At 65.4% G+C, this 20739-nt stretch carries 19 protein-coding genes and 2 pseudogenes; 3 read left to right on the top strand and 18 right to left on the bottom strand.

The genetic code is table 11. The features are described 5' to 3' along the window. The first annotated feature begins 198 nt into the window (after positions 1-198). Positions 199-743, top strand: a pseudogene (locus AC50YA_RS18490) (recombinase family protein). Between the two features lie 16 nt (positions 744-759). Here AC50YA_RS18490 and AC50YA_RS18485 read toward each other — a convergent pair. After that, positions 760-1017: pseudogene (locus AC50YA_RS18485) on the bottom strand (MFS transporter); the annotation flags it as partial. A 184-nt stretch (positions 1018-1201) separates the two neighbouring features. Between AC50YA_RS18485 and arfB the strand changes: the two are divergent. Beyond that, complete coding sequence (gene arfB / locus AC50YA_RS18480; RefSeq protein WP_494983674.1) at positions 1202-1624, top strand: alternative ribosome rescue aminoacyl-tRNA hydrolase ArfB; 423 nt, start codon at positions 1202-1204, stop codon at positions 1622-1624. Positions 1625-1676: 52 nt separating this feature from the next. On the opposite strand, the gene AC50YA_RS18475 is transcribed toward arfB, so the two are convergent. The 14 genes from AC50YA_RS18475 to AC50YA_RS18410 form a co-directional block, all read right to left on the bottom strand. Then, positions 1677-2738: a HoxN/HupN/NixA family nickel/cobalt transporter gene (locus AC50YA_RS18475; RefSeq protein WP_494983673.1), complete on the bottom strand. Its 1062-nt coding sequence runs from the start codon at positions 2736-2738 to the stop codon at positions 1677-1679. Beyond that, entirely contained in the window at positions 2739-3608 is an 870-nt protein-coding gene (locus AC50YA_RS18470; protein ID WP_494983672.1) for an urease accessory protein UreD, read from the bottom strand. Then, on the bottom strand, positions 3605-4219 hold the full coding sequence (ureG, locus tag AC50YA_RS18465; protein ID WP_494983671.1) for an urease accessory protein UreG: 615 nt from the start codon (positions 4217-4219) through the stop codon (positions 3605-3607). Before ureG ends, AC50YA_RS18470 begins: the two co-directional genes overlap by 4 nt. Before the next feature lie 42 nt (positions 4220-4261). Further along, the gene (locus AC50YA_RS18460) at positions 4262-4972 is read right to left on the bottom strand and encodes an urease accessory protein UreF (protein ID WP_494983670.1); all 711 of its coding nucleotides are present in this window, start codon (positions 4970-4972) and stop codon (positions 4262-4264) included. Beyond that, on the bottom strand, positions 4953-5438 hold the full coding sequence (ureE, locus tag AC50YA_RS18455) for an urease accessory protein UreE (protein ID WP_494983669.1): 486 nt from the start codon (positions 5436-5438) through the stop codon (positions 4953-4955). Before ureE ends, AC50YA_RS18460 begins: the two co-directional genes overlap by 20 nt. 24 nt (positions 5439-5462) lie before the next feature. Further along, positions 5463-7175: an urease subunit alpha gene (gene ureC, locus AC50YA_RS18450; RefSeq protein WP_494983668.1), complete on the bottom strand. Its 1713-nt coding sequence runs from the start codon at positions 7173-7175 to the stop codon at positions 5463-5465. Beyond that, the gene (locus AC50YA_RS18445; protein WP_494983667.1) at positions 7172-7519 is read right to left on the bottom strand and encodes an urease subunit beta; all 348 of its coding nucleotides are present in this window, start codon (positions 7517-7519) and stop codon (positions 7172-7174) included. The genes ureC and AC50YA_RS18445 overlap by 4 nt, the downstream gene beginning before the upstream one ends. Before the next feature lie 15 nt (positions 7520-7534). Next, positions 7535-7837 carry an urease subunit gamma gene (locus AC50YA_RS18440; RefSeq protein ID WP_354252082.1) on the bottom strand — a complete coding sequence of 101 codons (303 nt, stop codon included), beginning with the start codon at positions 7835-7837 and terminating at the stop codon, positions 7535-7537. A 161-nt stretch (positions 7838-7998) separates the two neighbouring features. Beyond that, positions 7999-8385, bottom strand: a complete 387-nt coding sequence (locus tag AC50YA_RS18435; RefSeq protein WP_494983666.1) for a DUF1801 domain-containing protein — start codon at positions 8383-8385, stop codon at positions 7999-8001. Between the two features lie 208 nt (positions 8386-8593). Further along, positions 8594-9796 carry an L-2-hydroxyglutarate oxidase gene (gene lhgO, locus AC50YA_RS18430; protein WP_494983665.1) on the bottom strand — a complete coding sequence of 401 codons (1203 nt, stop codon included), beginning with the start codon at positions 9794-9796 and terminating at the stop codon, positions 8594-8596. A gap of 63 nt (positions 9797-9859) precedes the next feature. Next, entirely contained in the window at positions 9860-11638 is a 1779-nt protein-coding gene (locus AC50YA_RS18425) for an acetyl/propionyl/methylcrotonyl-CoA carboxylase subunit alpha (protein WP_494983664.1), read from the bottom strand. Positions 11639-11645: 7 nt separating this feature from the next. Beyond that, positions 11646-13376 carry a 5-oxoprolinase subunit B/C family protein gene (locus tag AC50YA_RS18420; protein WP_494983663.1) on the bottom strand — a complete coding sequence of 577 codons (1731 nt, stop codon included), beginning with the start codon at positions 13374-13376 and terminating at the stop codon, positions 11646-11648. A 19-nt stretch (positions 13377-13395) separates the two neighbouring features. Further along, the gene (locus AC50YA_RS18415; RefSeq protein WP_494983662.1) at positions 13396-14745 is read right to left on the bottom strand and encodes an MFS transporter; all 1350 of its coding nucleotides are present in this window, start codon (positions 14743-14745) and stop codon (positions 13396-13398) included. Positions 14746-14805: 60 nt separating this feature from the next. Beyond that, the gene (locus tag AC50YA_RS18410) at positions 14806-15564 is read right to left on the bottom strand and encodes a LamB/YcsF family protein (RefSeq protein ID WP_494983661.1); all 759 of its coding nucleotides are present in this window, start codon (positions 15562-15564) and stop codon (positions 14806-14808) included. A 106-nt stretch (positions 15565-15670) separates the two neighbouring features. On the opposite strand from AC50YA_RS18410, the gene AC50YA_RS18405 reads away from it, so the two are divergent. Next, on the top strand, positions 15671-16423 hold the full coding sequence (locus tag AC50YA_RS18405) for a GntR family transcriptional regulator (protein ID WP_494983660.1): 753 nt from the start codon (positions 15671-15673) through the stop codon (positions 16421-16423). Positions 16424-16448: 25 nt separating this feature from the next. Here AC50YA_RS18405 and mmsB read toward each other — a convergent pair whose 3' ends face one another. From mmsB to chvE, 3 genes are all read right to left on the bottom strand, one after another. Beyond that, positions 16449-17738: a multiple monosaccharide ABC transporter permease gene (mmsB, locus tag AC50YA_RS18400; RefSeq protein ID WP_494983659.1), complete on the bottom strand. Its 1290-nt coding sequence runs from the start codon at positions 17736-17738 to the stop codon at positions 16449-16451. Positions 17739-17743: 5 nt separating this feature from the next. After that, entirely contained in the window at positions 17744-19273 is a 1530-nt protein-coding gene (gene mmsA, locus AC50YA_RS18395; RefSeq protein WP_494983658.1) for a multiple monosaccharide ABC transporter ATP-binding protein, read from the bottom strand. A gap of 107 nt (positions 19274-19380) precedes the next feature. Further along, positions 19381-20508 carry a multiple monosaccharide ABC transporter substrate-binding protein gene (chvE, locus tag AC50YA_RS18390; protein WP_494983709.1) on the bottom strand — a complete coding sequence of 376 codons (1128 nt, stop codon included), beginning with the start codon at positions 20506-20508 and terminating at the stop codon, positions 19381-19383. Between the last annotated feature and the right edge of the window lie 231 nt (positions 20509-20739).

The raw sequence follows: 20739 nt of genomic DNA, 5'->3' as shown, positions 1-20739 counted from the left end.
TCTGGTTCATGCCGTTTTGGGAATCACGACTCGTGCCAAACGTGTGTCAATTTGGGGTACACCCCAACCTGACGTCAGGCACCACTCGGGAGGGCTGTCAGGATAGGATCTGAAGTTCCGTTTCTAGACATACCCTATCGAGAGTCATAGGTTTTATCCTGACAGCTTCGGTAGGGTGACTCCGGTGGCAGGTCACGAATCGGGTATACGAGGGTCAGCACGCTGGACCAGAGTGAAGCGCGTCAGCTCGACGGCCAAGCCCTGGATCGGATTTTCAGTGACAAGGCCTCCGGCCGGGACACACTCAGGCCCCAATTGGCTGAACTACTGCGCCAGTGACGGAGACACCGTCGTGGTCCACAGCATGGACCGGCTTGCCCGCAACCTGGATGACCTGCGTGCACTGGTCCAGGCTCTGACCCGAAGAGGCGTGCGCGTGGAGTTCGTCAAGGAACACCTGGTCTTCACCGGCGAGGACTCCCCCATAGCCAATCTCATGCTCTCGGTCATGGGTGCCTTCGCAGAGTTCGAACGGGCCCTTAATTAAGGAACGTCAGCGTGAGGGCATTACTCTGCTGAAGCAACGAGGCGCCTACCACGGACGCAAGAAGGCCCTCACTCCAGAGCGGGCTGCCGAGCAGGTACAACGTGCAGCCGGCGGAGTTCCAAAAACCACTCTTGCCCGCGACTATGGGATCAGCCGGGAAACGGTGTACCAATACCTGCGCCAAGCCGAGGGGTGACACGAGTGCGATGCGTGTAGCCAACAACGCCGATCAGCAGCGGCATCCGCCGCCCCAGGCGGTCCGAGAGGGGCCCGGCCACCAATTGGCCGATGGCGAGGCCCAGCAGACAGGCGGTGATGGTCAACTGGGCCACCGACGTCGTGCTTTGAAGCTCAGCGGTGAGGGCTGGGAGGACCGGAAGGTAAAGGTCCATGGAGATGGGGCCGAAGATGGTCAGCAGGCCGAGCACAATCGCTAGGGGCCGGCCGACCGCCTGCTCGCGTGCGGGAATCGTGGTTTCGACGGCGGTCACGCTGGCTCCGTTCCATGGGTAGGGGCAAAGACTGGGGTGCACGTTCAATACAACGCGGTTATGCCGGTCCAAGCGAGGGCTCTGCCTATCGGCGGCCTGCAAGTCCCCCTCTACTGCGCCCGACGGGGCTTCTATCGCGCCCATACTGTGCAACGCTGGTTGCATGGATCTGGAGGTGTCGCCCGCGCTCACGATTCCGGCGTCGGAACTCGGCTGGCGGTTCTCGCGTTCGTCCGGGCCGGGCGGTCAGCACGTCAACACGACGGACAGCCGCGCAGAACTCTCGTGGAACATCGCCGGCTCCGCGGCGCTTTCGGATGACCAGCGGCTGATGCTGCTCACCCGTCTCGAACGGCGCCTCGTCGCCGGGGTGATCACCGTGGCCGCCTCCGAGCAGCGCTCCCAGCTGCGCAACCGCGAGAGTGCCCTGGCTAAGCTCGCCGACCTCGTGGCTGAAGGTCTGGCACCCGAAGGCCCCCGCCGTCGGGCGACCAAACCCACCCGGGGCTCGAACCGCCGTCGCCTGGCCGCCAAGGAACAGCGGTCGGCGACGAAACGGCAACGGCAGCGGCCGTCCGCCGAGTAGCGCCGTCCAGCCTGGCGCCTGCGGGACCAAGCGTCGCTCCCGCCGTCGGGCCCTATCCCTGCGGGTTTCCGCCCGTTGTGGCCGAGGCGGCTTCGCCTGCGCGACGCACCCAGGTATGCGCAGCCCAGATGAACAGCAGCAGCGCCACGAGGACCAGCCCGGCGTGGCCGAGGTCGAGTTCGGCAAGGAAGGTGGTCACCGGGTCGGTGAGTCCGAGCATCCCGTGCAGTACGCCTGCGATGGTGATGACCGAGATGAACAGGGCAGAGGCCGCGGAGACGCCTGTGATGACCATGTTAAAACCGATACGCCGCCGGGGGTCCACAACGGCGCTTCGGTACATCTTCATCATCGCCACGCCGTTCACCGTGTCGCACAGTGTCATCGCCGCCATAAAGCCGAGGGGCAGCGCCATCAGCGCGGCCGGGGAGATTCCGGCAAGGGCGGCCGTCGCCGTGAGGAGCAGGAACGCGATCGTTGAGGCTGTGTCGAAGCCGAGGCCGAAGAGGAAGCCCAGGACGAAGATGTCGCGCGGGCGATTGACTCGGGAGAGCGGTTTGTCGAGCAGGCGGGCCACGAGCCCGGTCGGTGCCAGTTCCTCGCGGGTGACGGTGGCGCCGTCCTTGACCCGGCGGTACAACAGGGCGGTCCGTCGGAACGCGGCGGCGTTGTAAACACCGATGGTCAGCAGGAACAGGCCCGAGACGGATGCCCCGGTAATGCGCAAAACCACGTTCGCGGGCGAGCCGTCATTAAGTGCGTCCCGAATGATGCCGGCACCACTGACCACAAGTACCCCGGCAAGCACAACCACCATGCTGTGGCCCATGCTGAAGGCGAAGCCTACGCTGACGGGGCTGCGGCCCTGGGCCGCGAAGCGGCGGGTGGAGTTATCGATCGCCGCAATGTGGTCCCAGTCGTAGCTGTGCTTCACACCGGCCAGGTAAGCGGTGATGAGCAGGCCGAGCACGAGAGGACTGTGGTTTGTGCGGAGCGAAACGGCCAGCAGGGTAAGCATGATGACGTGGAGGGCAGCGACGGCCGCGAAGGTCACCGCCAGGCGGCGGGCTGTCGGGAGTGCTTCCCGTTCGTGGTGGTTTAAGAGGGCTTTCATTTAGTACTTTCGAAGGTTGAGACTGGGCTGGCCGTGCCAGCGGAACCGCAGAAAATCGATGCCGGCGCGGATGACTGCATCCAGCGGCTCGGTGGCGCGGGATAAGGCACGGATGACCAGGCCGCCGTCGAGCAGTGACATGCCCAGGTTGCACCCGCCGGCCAGCGGCAGCAGCTCCTCATGCAGCTCGTTCAGCAGCGCGGCGTCCACGCGGGCATCCATGACCAGGAGGGAACCGACGTGCGTGTAGTCCTCGAGGACGGCCATGCCGTTGATCGGGGCGGCGCCGGCCAGCGGGCGGATCAGCAGGTTGTCGAGCACCGCCAGGCGCCCGTCGACCGAGACCTCGTTCCGCAGGCGAATCTCGTCGTAGCCGAACAGGGCGCCGTCCGGGGACCAGCCCGGAGTGACGATCTCGGCCATCACCAGCGAGGCGCTGCCGTGCATCTCAACCACGGTGGCCTGCCGGTAGGTTGCCCCGCGGTAGGCGATCAGCGGGTCTGGCACAGATTCCAGGCTCGCGTTGGGGCCGAGCCGAATGTGCGTCCGCTGTTCGGCACGAGTACCGGGAGTGCGGTAGACCTTCGTCGCCGACTGTGTGGTCAGCAGGAGCCGGGCCCCGGTTTCCACGGCGATGTCGATTTCATACTCGTCGCCGCCGACGTACCCGCCCCCGGGATTGACCACCACGTAGCAGACCTGGCCGGTGTCATCGAGGTAGTGCGGCCGGAGGATGCGCAGCGCGCCCTGGTGGTATTGGCTCGTGGCGATGCAGCGGTCGCCCCGCACACCCACGGTGAGGGCGAGCGTACCGGCGAGTTCGACGGCGGCGCGGCGCACCGGTAGTTCGGGCGCAGACGCACCCGTCACTGGCGGAGGTCAAGCATGAGCACGTCGCGCCTGATCCAGTTGATGACGTGCTCCAGGCCTTCGTCGGTTTTGAGGTTCGTGAAGCAGTAGGGCTTGTTGCCGCGGAACTCGAGAGTGTCCGCCTCCATCACGGAGAGGTCAGCACCCACGTACGGGGCCAGGTCCTTTTTGTTGATGATGAAGAAGTCGGACTTAATCATTCCCTGGCCCGCCTTACGCGGGATCTTCTCGCCCTGCGCCACGTCGATGATGTAGATCGAGAAGTCCACAAGCTCCGGGCTGAATGTGGCCGAAAGGTTGTCTCCCCCGCTTTCGATGAAGACGACTTCGAGGCCGGGGTGGCGCAGCCGCAGCTCCTCCACAGCGGCCGAATTCATCGACGTGTCCTCCCGGATCGCCGTGTGCGGGCAGCCGCCGGTTTCGATTCCGATGATGCGGTCCAGCGGCAGGATCCCATTGGCCGCGAGGATCTTGGCGTCCTCGATGGTGTAGATGTCGTTGGTGATCGCGGCCATCGAAATCTCGGCGCTGAGGTGGCGGGTCAGGCGTTCCACGAGCTGGGTCTTGCCTGCGCCGACAGGACCGCCGACGCCGATTTTGATGAGTTCCATGGTGCTCCTTGCTACGTATTGGGTGCGGCGAACCGCGGACTGCTAGGACATAAACATGCGGACGCGCTGGCGTTCGTGGCGCATCTGGGCGATTTCGAGGCCCGGGGCCGTGATCCCGAAGTCGTCGGCTTCGAGCGCCTGGATGCGGCGGACGGCGTCCATGATCTTGGGATGCGTTCCTAGAAGTACACGCTGCCCGGCGTCCTGCCCGATGGGGATGGCACGGATGGCGTTTTGGGTCAGCGACGTGACCGCCGTGAAGAGGTAGCTCGCGAGCAATTTCTCCAGCGGGACGCCCAGCTGCCTGCCGGCAACGCCGAACGCGACAGCCGGATGACCGGCGCAACGCCTCGATGCCACGTCGGCCGCGTAGCCCGCGAGCCGGGCCCCTGGCGCCACCGTACCGGCGATTGCGAGCATCCGTGCGCCCATCTTGGTCCCCGCTTCGCGGACCTCACGGGGCAGCGCCGCCGCAGCTATCGTCCGGTCGACCCTGGCAATGTCGTCCGCCGAGGACGCCTCGAACGCCAGGCGCAGGGCGAACCCGTCACTGTAGGTCAGTTGGATGCTCACAAACTGGCTCAACCAGTTGGCGAAGCTCGCTTCGCCGTCGATGAGCCCGCGTTCCAGAAACGTCTCCATTCCGAAGGAATGACTGAACCCGCCCGTGGGGAGCGCGGAGTCAGAGAGCTGCAACAGCGGCAGCAGGTACGACGGCGGCTCGTTCACGCGGTCAGTGGGTGTGTTCGGCATGGCGGAACGGCACCGGCACCACACGTTCCTGGCGCGAATACGGCACGCCAACGTGGATCAGGTAGTCCTCTATCGTGTGGTCGTACTGCACCACCATCACGTCGGCCGCGTACTCACTGTCGGCGTCGAAAAACTGCGCCTGCATGTGCCGGTTGCCGAGGTTGTGCGCCACGACCCCCATTTCACGGATGCTTCGCGCGGCAATAACAAGAACGTCAGTTGCCAGGGCAGTCACCACGATGACCGTTTTGGTGTCGCGGAACAGGATGTCGCCGTCGCGGAGATCCCGCACCGGGCCCGCGGAATCGCTGAGCCGGATCCCCAGGTCACGGCCGTGGTCGGTGGTCACCCGCTGGACTTTCTTGACGAGTTCCGCGCTGGGCAGGAGGACCTGTTCCTCGTGGAGGCCGGCCAGTTCGTCGTCGGGGAGATCGCGCCGGTTGGCGATGATGTGGTCGATGATCATGTATGCCCCCTTGGGGATATGTGTCTAAAAGAGGAAGTAGCGCTGCGCCATTGGCAGCACCGTAGAGGGCTCCGCCGTGATTGGCTCGCCGTCGACAGTCACCGAGTAGGTTTCCGGGTCAACGCCGATATCCGGCGTGGCGCCGTTGTGCTTCATGTCTGCTTTGGTGAGGGTGCGGATCCCGCTCACCGGCCGAATCACGCGGCGGAGGCCCAGCTGTTCCGGGACTCCGGCGGCGATGGCGGCCTGGGAGAGGAAGGTGATCGACGAGGCGTGTACCGCGGTGCCGAGCGCCCCGAAGTTGCCTCGCAGGACGCGTGGCTGCGGGGTGGGGATCGAGGCGTTGGGATCTCCCATAACGCTCATGACGGCCTGCCCGCCTTTCAGCACGAGCTCGGGCTTGACGCCGAAGAACATTGGGTCCCAGAGCACAAGGTCGGCAAATTTGCCCTCCTCGATGCTTCCGACCGAGTCCGAGATGCCGTGCGCGATCGCCGGGTTAATCGTGTATTTGGCCACGTAGCGCTTGAGCCGGAAGTTGTCTCCCACCTCGGGATCGCCGTCGAGCTTTCCGCGTTGGCGCTTCATGGCGTCCGCTACCTGCCACGTCCGCAGGACCACCTCGCCTACCCGGCCCATGGCCTGGGAGTCGGAGCTGGTGATGGAGAAGATGCCCATGTCATGCAGCACGTCCTCAGCTGCGATGGTCTCCTTGCGGATACGCGAATCGGCGAAGGCCACATCCTCGGGGATGTCCGGGCTCAGGTGGTGGCAGACCATCAGCATGTCGAGGTGTTCGTCAATGGTGTTGACCGTGTACGGCAGGGTGGGATTGGTCGACGCCGGCAGGACGTTGGGCAGCGCCGCTATCTTGATGATGTCCGGAGCGTGCCCGCCGCCGGCGCCTTCGGTGTGGAACGTGTGGATGACGCGGCCGCCGATGGCCCGGATGGTGTCTTCGACGAAGCCGCACTCGTTGAGTGTGTCGGAGTGGATGGCCACCTGCACGTCATACTCATCAGCCACGCGCAACGACATGTCGATCGAGGACGTGGTGGCGCCCCAGTCCTCGTGTACCTTCAGCCCGATGGCGCCGGCCCGGATCTGCTCCGCGAGGGGCTCGATGGCACTGGCGTGGCCCTTGCCGAGCAGGCCGATATTGATCGGGAGGTTCTCCACGGCCTGAAGCATGCGTGAAATGTGCCAGGCGCCCGGCGTAACGGTGGTGGCCTTGCTTGCGTCGCTCGGTCCGGTCCCGCCACCGATCAGGGTGGTGATCCCCGAGGCCAGGGCCACGGGCACCTGATCGGGACTCACGAAGTGCACGTGCGTATCAATGCCGCCCGCGGTGAGGATCTTGCCCTCGCCTGCGATGATGTCGGTTGCGACGCCGATGGTGATGTTCACGCCCCGGGAAATCTGGGGGTTGCCGGCCTTGCCGATTTTGAAGATGTGCCCGTCGCGTAAGGCCACATCGGCTTTGTAGATGCCGGTGTAGTCAAGCACGATCACGTTTGTGATCACGGTGTCCGGAATGTCGTCGTCCCGGACCAGCTGCCCGTTCTGGCCCATGCCGTCACGGATGACCTTGCCGCCGCCAAACACGACCTCTTCACCGTAGTTGGTGTGATCGTGCTCAATTTCGAGGAACAGATCCGTGTCGGCCAGGCGAACGGCGTCGCCCGTGGTGGGGCCGTAGAGATCCGAGTATTCCTTGCGGCTCAGTTCGAAGCTCATTTGGTGTCGTCCTGGAGGGAGATCAGGCCGCGGCTCGGCTCGAGCGGGCCGTTGATGCGGTCCCGGAACCCGTAGACCGCCCGCTCGCCCGAGAGAGCGAGCAGGTTGACCGTCTTGGCATCTCCGGGCTCGAACCGCACCGCGGTTCCCGCCGGGATGTCCAGCCGTAAGCCGTGGGCCGCGTCCCGGTCGAATTCGAGGGCATCATTCACCTCGAAGAAATGGTAGTGGGACCCCACCTGGATGGGGCGGTCACCGCGGTTGATCACGGCGAGGGCGCGGGGAAGGAGGCCCGCATTGCACGTCACGGGCTCCGTCCGGAGGATGTATTCGCCGGGTTTCATGGGGGGCTCCTTTGCCTAGCGAATCGGGTTGTGCACGGTGACGAGCTTGGTGCCGTCCGGGAACGTCGCTTCGACCTGGACGTCCTGGATCATGTCGGCGACACCTTCCATGACATCTTCCCTCGTCAGGATAGTCGTGCCGTAGCTCATGAGGTCCGCAACCCGGCGTCCGTCGCGGGCGCCCTCGACCAGCTCATACGTAAGAATCGCGACGGATTCCGGATGGTTGAGCTTGAGTCCGCGTTTTTGCCGCCGTCGTGCAAGATCGGCAGCAACCACGATCATCAGTTTTTCGTTTTCGCGTGGTGTCAGATGCATAAAAGCCTCCTAATCATTCGCGATAAATCGCGAGCTCCCACTCGTTATCTACAACCGGCCAAAGAAGCGACCGGGAGGCCCGTGGATGACTGCAGACTATCAGAATCCCGCCGCAGTACACCCCAACCAAATCAGCCGAATCGCGCGGGTCACCCCGCCGCTTAGGCTCGCACCCACTCACGCACCAGCGCAACGAATTCGTCCTGCCGGGCTGCTGCAGCCTCCGCGCTAGGAAAGATCACCTGGCCGCGGTCCTGCCCGATCATTTCCAACAGCCCAGTCCACTTGGACGCAGCAAAATGAAAGTCATCCTCGACGGTCTTTGCCCCGCGGTGAAAAATCAGCTGCACGTGATGAAGCGGCCGCAAGTTGAAAGTGACCCGGTCAACAGAGTTGAAGCAGAAGCTCGGTGCCCTCCACTTAATACGCTCCGTAATTGCTTCGTCGGCGTCCAGGACAGCCACCCGAAGGCGCTCAATCACAGGCCTCAACGGGTGGTCCAGCGACTCAAGAAACGAATCAACCACCGGGTTTCGATTTAGTGTCATGAAGCATAGTCAAACACCTTGGACTTCCGTCCGGGCCGGCGCGGATCCCGGCCGCGGCGCGGACTGTAGCACTAGAGTGTGTTTCATCTGGGGACCGGGTAGTTTCCGCGGCCCCGGGATCCGCGGTGATGAAAGGCCGGACCTTCCTTGCGAAGCAGAGCCGAAGTCAGGCAGCGAAGGCCAGGCGGCCTGCATCGTCAAAGTCTCCCTAGTCCCGTACCTGCACATAGTGATCGATCACGTAGTCCGCGATGGACATGCACGATGTGGCCGCCGGCGACGGCGCATTGCGCAGCAGGGTCACCGGCCCGACCCGGTCGACAGCGAAGTCGTCGAGCAGCGAACCGTCACGGCCCCACGCCTGTGCCCGGACGCCGGACGCCGTCTTCACCGCCAGATCGGACACGGTGAGCTCGGGGATGAAGCGCTTCGCCTTCCGGTAGTAGATGGACTTCACCAGCGATGCGCTGATCTCGTCAATGCCCATCCGCCAATGCTTCCTGGCCAGCGGAAGGGACCCCGGCCAGGTCAGGGACTCCCAAGTGTCCTTGAGCGAGACGGTGCGCCAGCCGTAACCCTCCCTGGCCAGGGCCGGGACGGCGTTTGGGCCGACGTGGACGTCGTCGTACACGCCACGGGTGAAGTGCACGCCGAGGAACGGGAACCGCGGGTCTGGCACAGGGTAGATCATGCCCCTGACCAGATCGTTGCGTTCTGGATTCAGCGCCCAGTATTCGCCGCGGAAGGGCAGGATTTTCGGCGAAGGGTCGGCACCCACCAGGCGGGCCACGGCATCGGACTGCAATCCGGCGCAGGCCACCACCCGGTCGAAGACGTGCTCCGACACGGGGGTCACCACGCGCACTCCGGTCGGTTCGATGACCACGGACACCACCTCCTGCCCGAGGATGATGGTGCCGCCCGCCATGCGGACGTCCTGTGCCATCGCTTCGGTTATGGCCGGATAGTCGACGGCGGCGGTGTGGGGTGAGTGGACCGCCGCCACGCCTGCCACATGCGGTTCGATGCCGTGCAGCTGCGCTACGTCATCGATGCGGGCAAGCCCGGGCACGCCGTTGGCCTTGGATCGCTTTTCGATTTCGGCCAGGGCAGGCAGCTCCGTTTCGTCGACGGCGACAACCAGCTTGCCCACCTCACGGTAGGGGAGGCTTTTCTCCCGGCAGTACTCTTCGAGCGCGGACCGGCCCGCTACGCACAGCTGCGCTTTGAGCGACCCTTCGGCGTAGTAGAGGCCCGCATGCACCACCCCCGAGTTGTGGCCGGTCTGGTGTGCGGCCAGCCGGTCCTCCTTCTCAAAGACCGTGACGTCCCCGATCCCGCGCCGCATAAAGGCCCGGGCGACGGCGATGCCCACGATCCCGCCGCCGATGATTCCAATGCGTTCACTCACGTCAGGCCGTCCTTATCGCCGGGGTTTGACCAGCGTATAGAACGGGCATCCGGACGGGAAGTGTCAGCCGATCAGCGCCAGCACGGCCCCGGCGTTCACAACGCCGCCGGCTTCTGCGCGGATCCCGGTCAGCGTTCCGGCGCGGTGGGCGGCCACCTGGGTCTCCATCTTCATCGCCTCAAGAACCACGACGGCGTCTCCCGCAGACACCTCGGCGCCCGGCTCCACGAGCCACTTCACCACAGTCCCGGCCATGCCTGCCCGCAGCTCGCCGGGATCGGCGGCGTCACCAGCGGCAGCACCGCCGTCGGCAGCGCCATCCAAACCAGCCCCATCCAGGGAAACCCCCGCCGGAACGGCCGCGCCGGAGCGCGCCCAGCCATCCAGCAGGTCCGCCGGCAGGCCGACGGCGAGGCGCCGGCCGTCGATGTCGACGGTAATGGTGCGGCGCTCACCGTCCGGGACGGACGTGCCGAACTCCGGATCAGCCGCGATGGAATCCGCGAAGTCAGTCTCGATCCAGCGCGTGTGGATGCCAAGCGCGGTCTCGGAGGTGAAGTCCGGCGCCTGGACCACGGCCCGGTGGAACGGCAGGACGGTGGCCACGCCGGTGATTTCCATTTCGGCGAGGGCACGGCGGGCACGGCGGAGCGCCTGCTGCCGGTCGGCACCGGTGACGATCAGCTTGGCCAGCAAGGAATCGAACTGCGGCGCCACAACCGAGCCGGAGCGGACCCCGGAGTCCAGCCGGATGCCGGGACCCGTCGGGCCGCTGAACGTCGCGATGGTGCCGGGCGACGGCAGGAAGCCCCGGCCCACATCCTCGGCGTTGAGCCGGAATTCAAACGAGTGACCGCGCGGCGTGGGATCGGCGGTGAAGCGCAGCGGCTCGCCGGCGGCGATCCGGAACTGCTCCTGGACCAGGTCCACGCCGGTGGTCTCCTCGGTGATGGGGTGCTCCACCTGCAGGCGCGTGTTCACCTCGAGGAACGCGACGGTACCGTCGGCAGCCACCAGGAACTCCACCGTCCCGGCCCCGGAATAGGAGGCTTCGCGGCACACTGCCTTGGCGGCGTCGTAAATCTGTTGGGTCTGCACTTCGGTCAGGAAGGGCGCGGGGGCCTCTTCCACCAGTTTCTGGTGCCGGCGCTGCAACGAGCAGTCGCGGGTGCCCACCACCACCACGTTGCCGTGCTGGTCCGCCAGGACCTGCGCCTCCACGTGCCGGGGCCGGTCCAGGTACCGCTCCACAAAGCACTCGCCGCGGCCGAAGGCCACCACCGCTTCACGGACCGCAGAATCGAAGGACTCCTCGATCTGGTCCATCTCGCGGACCACCTTCAGCCCGCGCCCGCCGCCGCCGAAGGCCGCCTTGATGGCGATCGGCAGGCCGTGCTCCTCGGCGAACTCGCGGACCTCCGCAGCCGAATCCACCGGACCGTCGGTGCCGGCCACCAAGGGGGCACCGGCCCGGACGGCGATCTCGCGCGCCGTGATCTTGTTGCCCAGCTGCCGGATGGCCTCCGGGTTAGGCCCGATCCAGGTCAGACCGGCATCCAGGACCGCCTGTGCAAAGCCGGCGTTCTCGGACAGGAAGCCGTATCCCGGGTGCACCGCGTCCGCCCCGGATTCCGTGGCCACGCGCAGGAGGTTGGGGATATCGAGGTAGGTTTCCGACGGCGCGTTGCCGCCCAGGCTGTACGCCTCGGTGGCGGCGCCCACGTGCATGGCGTCGGCATCGACGTCGGCGTAGACGGCCACGGACTCCAGTCCGGCGTCTTCGCAGGCGCGGGCGATGCGGACGGCGATTTCTCCGCGGTTGGCGATCAGGACCTTGCGCATGAGTTGCTCACTTTGTCTGGGAAATGTCTAGGGATGATTCGGACAAGCTGGTGGGCAGCCCGTAGCCGGGAGCCCAGCGGAACCGGATGGACCCGCCGATGGGAACCTGGGCGGCCAGGTCCAGCTGGTGATCCACCACAACGGCGATCACGGGGTAGCCGCCGGTGATGGGGTGGTCGGCCAGGAAGAGAACCGGCTGTCCCTCCGGCGGAATCTGCAGCGCGCCGGCCATGGTTCCCTCGCTGGGCAGCTCCCCGTCCCGGCTTCGGCTGAGCGCCTCACCGTCCAGGCGCATGCCCACGCGGTTCGAGCGGGGCGTCACCGCCCAGTCCTGGGCGCAGAGTGCTTCCAGCGCGGCGGCGTCAAACCAGTCATCGCGGGGTCCGGGAACGATGTCCAGGACCGTGACGCCGGTGTCCGGGAAGTCGGGCTGCAGCTCGGGGTTGCCCACCACGTTGGAGGACGTGGCGGCGCCGGCGCCCAGCAGCTGCCCGGCGGCCAGCGGTGCAGGCCCGATCCCGGACATGGTGTCCGTGGACCGGCTTCCCAGGACCGCAGCCGCAGCCGCCCCGCCGCGGATGGCCAGGTAGCTGCGGAAGCCGAGCTCGGGCGCTCCGATGGTCAGGATCTCGCCGTCGAGCAGGGCAAACGCCGTGGCCATGGGCACCTCGCGCACCCGCTCGGGCCGGTCAAACTCGGACTGGTTAAACTCTGACTCGTCACCTTCGTCTTCCGGAGCGTCCGAGTCGGGAACGTCCGACGGCGTCACCACGGTCAGTGCCGACGGCGCGCCGGCCACAGCAAGCACCTGGTCCCCCACAGCCTGCACTCGCAGGCCGCCGGCAACGGATTCGACGACGGCGGCCGACGGGTCGTTGCCCACGATCCGGTTGGCGCGGCGCAGGGAGGAGCGGTCCAGTGCCCCGGCTGAAGACACCCCGAGCCCGGCATGACCGGGGCGGCCGAGGTCCTGGATCAGGCTCTGGAGTCCGGGCGACAGGATCAGCAGACCGGGCCGGACGTCCGTTTCCCCGGAGGTCAGGGCTTCGGAATCCGTCGACGCAACGTGCGGCGCCGCGACTTCAATGAGCTCGCGCACCGCCTGGAACTGCACGCGGTCACCGGGCGCGGCTAGGGCCGGCTGCTCCCGGCTGAGGTCCCACATGGGTGCGGCGGTGCGGCCGATCAGCTGCCAGCCGCCCGGGGATTTCCGCGGGTACACGGCCGAATAGTTGCCGGCAAGGGCCACGGAACCTGCGGGGACAGCTGTCCGGGGCGAACTCCGGCGCGGGACTTCAAGTACCTGGTTCTCCCCCACCATGTAGCTAAAACCCGGGGCGAAGCCGCCGAACGCAACCGTCCAGACCTGTCCGGTGTGGGCGGCGATGACGCCGTCAGCGCCCAGGCCGGTGAGCCGTCCCACTTCGGCGAGGTCGTCGCCGTCGTACACGGTCTCAATCTGCACCAGTTTGCCTTCGGCGTGGGACTGGACCGTCAGGTCCATCTCCAGCAGCAGGGCCGCCATCCGGCGCGCCGCAGCGGGTGAATCCGCCTTGACCATCACGGTTTCTGCGGCGGCAAGGACGTCCACCTGGCCGGGCAGTGGCTGCTCCAGCAGGAGGGCCTGGAGGGCCAGGACGTCGTGGAGCCCTGAGAGTTCGGCGAGCACCGCCGTCGTACCTACCGGCCTGACTGCGAGCACCCGGGCCGCGGCAGCGGGCTTGCTGACTGTTTCCATGGGGATCAGGCCGCGCCGCTCAGGCGTGGCTCTCCTGGGCGCCGTCGTTGTGCAGCAGGCGGAAGTCCTCTTCCGGCTGCGGGTTCCGGCCGATGGCCAGGCCCACGATGGTGACGATGGACGCCAGCAGCAGGTAACCGGCGATCAGGTACCAGTTGCCGGAGGCCGCGTAGAGGGCGGTGAAGATCAACGGCGCCACAGCACCACCGATCACACCCGCCAGGGTGTAGGCCAGGGAGCTGCCGGCGTAACGCAGGCGGGCCGGGAACTGCTCGGTGATGTAGGCAGCCTGCGGTCCGTACATAAAGGCGTGCAGGGCCAGGCCCACCACAACGCCGATGATCAGCATGACCTCGGACCGGCCCTGGATGATGAGGAAGAACACCGGGATCCAGGCGGCAGTTGCGGCGGCCGCAATGCCGTACACCATGCGGCGGTTGAAGCGGTCGGTCAGGGCGCCGGCGGCCGGGATCAGGAAGAGCTGGAACGCGGAGCCGATCAGGATGGCGGCCAGCACGTCGCCGGTGGTCATGCCCAGTTCCTTGGTGGCGTAGACGGCCACAAAGACGGTGAAGAGCGCGTAAAGGACGTCCGGGCAGACGCGGGACAGTGCGGCGGAGATCAGCGCGCGGGGCTGCGTGGTGAAGACTTCCTTGATCGGTGCCTTCGGCTGGTCGCCGTGGGCCGCGATGGCCTTGAACACCGGGGTTTCCTCAAGCTTGAGGCGGATGATCAGGCCGAAGGCCACGAGCAGAGCTGAGGCCAGGAACGCCACGCGCCAGCCCCACGAGAGGAATGCTTCAGTGCTGAGGGAGGCGGCGAGGATGGCCAGGACGCCGTTGGCCATAAGGTTGCCGGCGGGCGGGCCGATCTGGGCTGCGGAAGACCAGAAACCGCGCTTTTTGGGATCGCCGAACTCGCTGGACAGCAGCACAGCACCGCCCCATTCGCCGCCGACGCCGATGCCCTGGCCCAGGCGCAGGAGCACCAGGATGATGGGGGCCCATATCCCGATCACGGAGTAATCGGGCAGCGCGCCGATGAGGACGGTGGCGACGCCGATCAGCACCAGTGTGAAGACCAGAACGTACTTGCGGCCCACTTTGTCGCCGAGGCGGCCGAAGATGATGCCGCCGATCGGGCGGGCGAGGTAGCCCACCGCGAAGGCAGAGAAGGACAGCAGGAGCCCCACGAATTCATCGTTCGAGGGGAAGAAGATCTTGGGAAAAACAAGGGCTGACGCCACCGAATAGATGGCGAAGTCGTAGTACTCCAGCGAGGTGCCGGTGAGGCTGGCGACGTACGCCTTGAGCGCACCGGGCGGCGGCTTCCTTGCCGCGGCCTTTGCTGCCTTGTTGGTGCTGGTCATGGTTTCCTCCGGGGGGATGAGGGGTGGTGCGGGAGGCCTGCGTGCGGCCATGGGATGGGGCTAGAGGAACGAGCCGATGCTGACACCGGCGTCGCCGAGAGCGGACTTCACTGCAGTGGCCATCGCTACGGCCCCCGGTGAGTCACCATGCACGCAGATGCTTTCTGCGCGGATTTGAAGGATGGAACCGTCGATTGCGCGGACCGCTGATTCAGTGGCCATCCGTAGGACATGTTCCGCCACCAGTGCGGGATTCTCAAGCACTGCGCCGGGCTGGGAGCGCGAGACGAGCGTGCCGTCCGGATTGTAGGCCCGGTCCGCGAACGCTTCGGGGATTGCCCGCAGGCCGGCTTCTTCTGCAAGCCGCAGAACTTCCGAGCCTGGGAGGCCGAGGATCGGCAGGTTGGGGTCAACCGATTTCACGGCGTCGACGACGGCGTGGGCCTGCGCTGTGTGCGTCACGATGGCGTTGTACAGTCCGCCGTGCGGCTTCACATACCGGACCCGGGCTCCCTCAACCGCGGCCAGAGCCTGCAGGGCACCGATCTGGTACACCACGTCGTCGGCCAGTTCTGTGGGGCTGATGTCCATAAAACGGCGTCCGAAACCGGCGAGGTCCCGGTAGCCGACGTGGGCACCAATGACGACGCCCGCAGCAGCCGCCTCGCGGCAGGTCCTGCGGATGACACTGGGATCGCCGGCGTGGAATCCGCAGGCCACGTTCGCGCTCGAAACCGAGCCGAACATCGCCAGGTCGTCGCCGAGGCTCCATCGTCCGAAGGACTCGCCGACGTCGCTGTTCAGGTCAATCGTTGCCATTTGTGATCCCCGTCTCATTGAGTGGTCCTACTAGGATGCACTAAATTTACAGATTGTTCAACAATCCTTCGATTCCACAATGTGACGATCGTGTAAATTCTCGTGTATGGCCTCTTCAGACCCGCCCGTCCCCTCTTCCCGCGCCTCTTCCCGCGATTCGACGGCTACAACGGCGGACCGGGGTACCCGGACGCCCGCAGGGCGCCTTCGCGTGTCCGTTCCGTCCGTGGCGGAGCGCGTGGCGGGTGAACTCCGCCTGCAGCTGGCGGAGGGAGCCCTGCTCCCGGGAACGAGGCTCACCGAATCCACCATTGCGGAGGACCTGGGCGTCTCACGCAACACGGTGCGTGAGGCCTTCGTTGAACTTGCCAGCGAACGCCTGGTGGTCCGTCATCCCAACCGCGGTGTCTTTGTGGCAAGTCTGGAGGCAGAGGACATCCACGACGTATATACGGTCCGCCGCGCCATCGAGGTCAGCGCCCTGCGCGCCGGAGGCAGCCCGGAGGATGTGGCCGCCGTCCGGGCCGCCGTCGAGGAAGGCAAGCGCGCCGCGGCAGCCGGTGATGACGAAGCCCTGGGCACCGCGAACCAGCACTTCCACGGCGCCATTGTGGCCATGGCCGGAAGCCCGCGGCTGAACAGCATCATGGGCCAGGTGCTGGCCGAGATGCGCCTGTTCTTCCACAAAGCCACGGTTGACGCACAGTTTTACCAGCACTATCTGACGGACAACGAGGCGATCTGCCTGGCCCTGGAGTCCGGGGAACTGGACCGTGCGGCTGACCTTCTACTCGCGTATCTGGACCGCTCCGAGGACAACCTGAGCGAGGTGCACGGGGACGCGGCCGACGCTGAATAAAGCCGTGGGCCGCGGCCGCCGTGAGCTACTTCGCGGCAGGCACCGGAGCGGGAACCTCGCCTGTGGGCCGGCCCGCGTCAGCGGCGGCACCGGGGTTCGGTTTGACCTTGAGGCGCTTGCCGATGGCCGCTCCGCCGCCCTTGCCGCTGCGGTTTTTGTTGAAGATATCGAAGCCGACGGCGAGAAGCAGCACCAAGCCCTTGATGAGCTGCTGGTAGTCCGTGCCGAGGCCCAGGATGGACATGCCATTGTTCAGCACACCCATGATCAGGCCGCCGATCATGGCTCCGGCCACCGTGCCGACGCCGCCCTGGACTGCAGCACCGCCGATGAACGCCGCCGCGATCGAGTCCAGTTCGAAGCCGGTGCCGCCGGCCGGTTGCGCGGAGTTGAGCCTGGCGGTGAACACCAGGCCTGCCAGTGCGGCGAGGACGCCCATGTTCACGAAGAGGCGAAACGTGACCGCCTTGGTCTTGATGCCGGACAGTTCCGCGGCGTGGAGGTTGCCGCCGATCGCATAGGTGTGCCGGCCAAAGACGCTGTTATTCATCAGGGCCGTGTAGACGATCACCAGGACCGCGAGCACAATCAGGACGATCGGGGTGCCGCGGTAGCTTGCCAGCAGGAACGTGATGATCAGCATGAGCAGGGTAATGAACGCAGTCTTGATGACGAACCAGGCCATCGGTTCATTCTCGAGATCGAACTTCTTCCGGATCCGGCGTTCCTTGACCGCCTGGATGACCAGCGCCAGGGTGGCGCCCACGCCCAGGATGACCGTCAGCCATTCCAGCACCGAGGTGCCGCCGGAGATGTCCGGCAGGAAGCCGCCGCCCAGGGCCCGCAGCTCGGCCGGGAAGGGCGTGATCTGCTGGTTCTTGAGGGTGATCAGGGTCAGGCCTCGGAAGATGAGCATTCCGGCGAGGGTGACGATGAAGGCGGGAATCCCGACGTACGCAATCCAGTATCCCTGCCAGGCTCCCACCAGCGCGCCGACCAGCAGGCAGGCGGGGATGGCGATCCACCAGGCCCAGCCCCAGTGCACGATCATCACACCGGCGACGGCTCCGATGAAGCCGGCGATCGATCCGACGGACAGGTCGATGTGGCCGGCGATGATCACCATCACCATGCCGATGGCCAGGATGAGGATGTAGCTGTTTTGGACCACCAGGTTGGTGACGTTCTGCGGCTGCAGCAGGATCCCGTCGGTCAGGACCTGGAACAGCAGCACGATCAGGATCAGGGCGACAAAGATGCCAACCTGGCGGAGGCGGCTTGTCAGGAAGCCCAGGGATTCTCGGAGGGCGGACATGTTCGCTATTCCTTCTCTTTGGTCATGAAATGCATGAGGGTTTCCTGCGATGCTTCGGCGATGGGGACCTCGCCGGTGATGTGCCCGGCGGACAGTGTGTAGATCCTGTCGCAGATACCCAGCAGTTCGGGCAGTTCGGAGGAGATCACAATGACTGCCTTTCCTTCGGCGGCAAGCTTCGCGATGATCGTGTAGATCTCAAACTTCGCGCCGACGTCGATCCCGCGGGTGGGTTCGTCGAGGATCAGCACGTCCGGGTCGGAGAACATCCACTTGCTCAGCACCACTTTCTGCTGGTTGCCGCCGGACAGCTTGCCCGTGATGGCCGCAACTGACGGCGCCTTGATGTTCATGCTTTTCCGGTAGTCGTTGGCCACGACGGTTTCCTGGTTCTTGTCCACCCAGCCGCCCTTGACCAGCTTGGGAAGGGCGGCCATGGACACGTTCCGCTTGATGTCCTCGATGAGGTTCAGGCCATAGCGTTTGCGGTCCTCGGTGGCGTAGGCGATCCCGTGCTTGATGGCGGCGGAAACGGTGCCGGTGTTGATTTCGACACCGTGCTTGAAGACTTTGCCGGACGTTGCGGTGCCGTAGCTGCGGCCGAACACGCTCATGGCCAGCTCGGTCCTGCCGGCGCCCATCAGCCCGGCCAGGCCCACCACCTCCCCCTGGCGGACGTTGAGGCTGGCGTTGTTGACCACCATCCGGCTGTGGTCCTGCGGGTGCCGGACAGACCAGTCCTCGATCCGCAGGACTTCCCCACCGATCCGGGGAGTCCGGTCCGGGTAGAGGCTTTCCAGGTCCCGGCCCACCATGCCGCGGATGATGCGTTCCTGCGTGATTCCGCCCTCGCCCAGGCGGAGGGTTTCGATGGTCTTGCCGTCCCGGATGATGGTGACGGCGTCCGCGACCTTGCGGATCTCGTTGAGCTTGTGGCTGATGATGATGGACGTAACGCCCTGGCCTTTGAGGTGCAGGATCAGGTCCAGCAGGTGGCCCGAGTCCTCGTCGTTGAGTGCCGCCGTCGGTTCGTCAAGAATGAGGAGCTTGACCTCCTTCGAGAGCGCCTTGGCGATTTCCACGAGCTGCTGCTTGCCCACGCTGATCTGCTGCACGGGAGTGACCGGGTTCTCGCTCAGGCCCACCCGGGCCAGGAGTTTCGCGGCCTCCAGGTTGGTTTTCCGCCAGTCCACCCAGCCGCGCTTGGCCTGTTCGTTGCCAAGGTAGATGTTCTCGGCGATCGACAGGTAGGGGCTCAGCGCCAGTTCCTGGTGGATGATCACGATTCCGCGTTTCTCGCTGTCGCTGATGCTGGAGAAGTTGCAGGGCTCGTTTTCGAACAGGATGTCGCCGTCGAAGGAGCTGTGCGGGTAGACGCCGGACAGCACCTTCATCAGGGTGGATTTTCCGGCACCGTTTTCGCCGCAAATGGCATGGACCTCGCCGCGGTTCACCTGCAGGGTGACATCCTGGAGTGCCTTCACGCCCGGGAAGGTCTTGGTGATTCCTCGCATTTGAAGAATGGGTGTGTTCATCGCCAATTCTCACTGACTGGTAGTACCTGGGACGGCCTGCGGCTGCAGGGGTCTACGGGAAGGGAGGCGGCCAGGACCCGACGGCGGGCCGCCTCCCTTCGAAGTGGCTACTTGACGTCGGCCTCGGTGTAGTAGCTGGAGTCGATGAGTTCCTTTTTGTAGTTCTCATCCGTGATGATCACGGACTTGAGCAGGTAGGCCGGGACCACCTTGACCTTGTTGTTGTAGGTCTTGGTGTCGTTGACCTCGGGCTCCTGGCCCTTCAGGAGGGCGTCCACCATCTTCACGGCCTGCGCACCCAGCTGGCGGGTGTCCTTGAAGATCGTGGAGTACTGCTCGCCGGCGGTGATGGACTTGACCGAACCCTTTTCAGCGTCCTGGCCGGTGACGATCGGCAGGCTTCCCTTGGCATAGCCGCCGGTGCTGGTCAGGGCGGAGATGATGCCGATGGAGAGCCCGTCATACGGTGAGAGGACGCCGTCGAGCTTGGTGCCGGAGCTGTAGGCGGCGGTGAGGATGTCTTCCATGCGCTTCTGGGCCACGGGGGCCTGCCAGCGAAGGATGGCTGCCTGCTCGAACTTGGTCTGTCCGCTGGGTACCTTCAGGGTGCCGGCGTCCAGGTACGGCTGGAGGGTGTCCATGGCGCCGGTCCAGAAGAAGTTGGCATTGTTGTCATCCGGGCTGCCGGCAAAGAGCTCCACGTTGAAGGGGCCCTTGCCGTCCACCTTTTTGCCGGCGGCATCAACCAGGCCCAGGCCGGTCAGCAGCGACGTGGCCTGCTGCACGCCCACGGTGTAGTTGTCGAAGGTGGTGTAGAAGTCGACGTTCGGCGTGCCGTTGATGAGCCGGTCGTAGGCGATGACCTTGACGTTCTGTTCCTTGGCTTTGGCGAGGACGTCGGTCAGCGTGGTGCCGTCAATGGCCGCCACGATCAGGGCCTTGGCGCCCTTGGTGAGCATGTTCTCGATCTGCGCCACCTGGGTCGGGATGTCATCGTTCGCGTACTGCAGGTCGGCCTTGTAACCGAGCTTCGAAACGGAGCCGGAGACGTTCTTGCCGTCCGCGATCCACCGCTCCGAGGTCTGCGTCGGCATCGAGATCCCCACGAGGGAGCCGGCCGCGTCGGCGGCGGTGGGCTCGGCGGCGGAGCCGCCCCGGCTGCCGCAGCCGGTGGCCCCGACGGTCACAGCGAGGACAACCGCAACGGTGCCCAGGATTTTTCTGATCTTCACAATTTTCTCCTTTCGCGGACCCCGTGGTCCGCGAAGTTGCTGATCGCAGCCCTGCACGTCGTTGTGCCCCCTGCGGGGGCGGGTAACAGCGGGAGGATTGCGTAGGTCTGGATGGAACGGAGATTCAGCCGGTGAGGGATCTCCGGCAAATTGTTATCGCTAACAACTGGGTACAAACATAGCTTTTCAAGACATGTGAGTCAACACACATTCGGCGCTAATCTTAGACCGATC

Source organism: Pseudarthrobacter sp. RHLT3-21 (assembly GCF_059383495.1).
Note: the sequence above shows the minus strand (reverse complement) of the source record. Positions and strands in the feature narration are given on the sequence as shown.

Bases quoted from the DNA above. Each gene is read 5' to 3' on its own strand.
- arfB (WP_494983674.1), top strand. From the start codon at position 1,202: ATGGATCTGGAGGTGTCGCCCGCGCTCACGATTCCGGCGTCGGAACTC.
- AC50YA_RS18405 (WP_494983660.1), top strand. From the start codon at position 15,671: ATGGCCTCTTCAGACCCGCCCGTCCCCTCTTCCCGCGCCTCTTCCCGC.
- AC50YA_RS18410 (WP_494983661.1), bottom strand. From the start codon at position 15,564: ATGGCAACGATTGACCTGAACAGCGACGTCGGCGAGTCCTTCGGACGA.
- AC50YA_RS18440 (WP_354252082.1), bottom strand. From the start codon at position 7,837: ATGCATCTGACACCACGCGAAAACGAAAAACTGATGATCGTGGTTGCT.
- AC50YA_RS18460 (WP_494983670.1), bottom strand. From the start codon at position 4,972: ATGCCGAACACACCCACTGACCGCGTGAACGAGCCGCCGTCGTACCTG.
- ureC (WP_494983668.1), bottom strand. From the start codon at position 7,175: ATGAGCTTCGAACTGAGCCGCAAGGAATACTCGGATCTCTACGGCCCC.
- AC50YA_RS18415 (WP_494983662.1), bottom strand. From the start codon at position 14,745: ATGACCAGCACCAACAAGGCAGCAAAGGCCGCGGCAAGGAAGCCGCCG.
- mmsB (WP_494983659.1), bottom strand. From the start codon at position 17,738: ATGTCCGCCCTCCGAGAATCCCTGGGCTTCCTGACAAGCCGCCTCCGC.
- ureE (WP_494983669.1), bottom strand. From the start codon at position 5,438: ATGATCATCGACCACATCATCGCCAACCGGCGCGATCTCCCCGACGAC.
- mmsA (WP_494983658.1), bottom strand. From the start codon at position 19,273: ATGAACACACCCATTCTTCAAATGCGAGGAATCACCAAGACCTTCCCG.
- AC50YA_RS18435 (WP_494983666.1), bottom strand. From the start codon at position 8,385: ATGACACTAAATCGAAACCCGGTGGTTGATTCGTTTCTTGAGTCGCTG.
- ureG (WP_494983671.1), bottom strand. From the start codon at position 4,219: ATGGAACTCATCAAAATCGGCGTCGGCGGTCCTGTCGGCGCAGGCAAG.
- AC50YA_RS18420 (WP_494983663.1), bottom strand. From the start codon at position 13,376: ATGGAAACAGTCAGCAAGCCCGCTGCCGCGGCCCGGGTGCTCGCAGTC.
- AC50YA_RS18425 (WP_494983664.1), bottom strand. From the start codon at position 11,638: ATGCGCAAGGTCCTGATCGCCAACCGCGGAGAAATCGCCGTCCGCATC.
- AC50YA_RS18475 (WP_494983673.1), bottom strand. From the start codon at position 2,738: ATGAAAGCCCTCTTAAACCACCACGAACGGGAAGCACTCCCGACAGCC.
- AC50YA_RS18445 (WP_494983667.1), bottom strand. From the start codon at position 7,519: ATGAAACCCGGCGAATACATCCTCCGGACGGAGCCCGTGACGTGCAAT.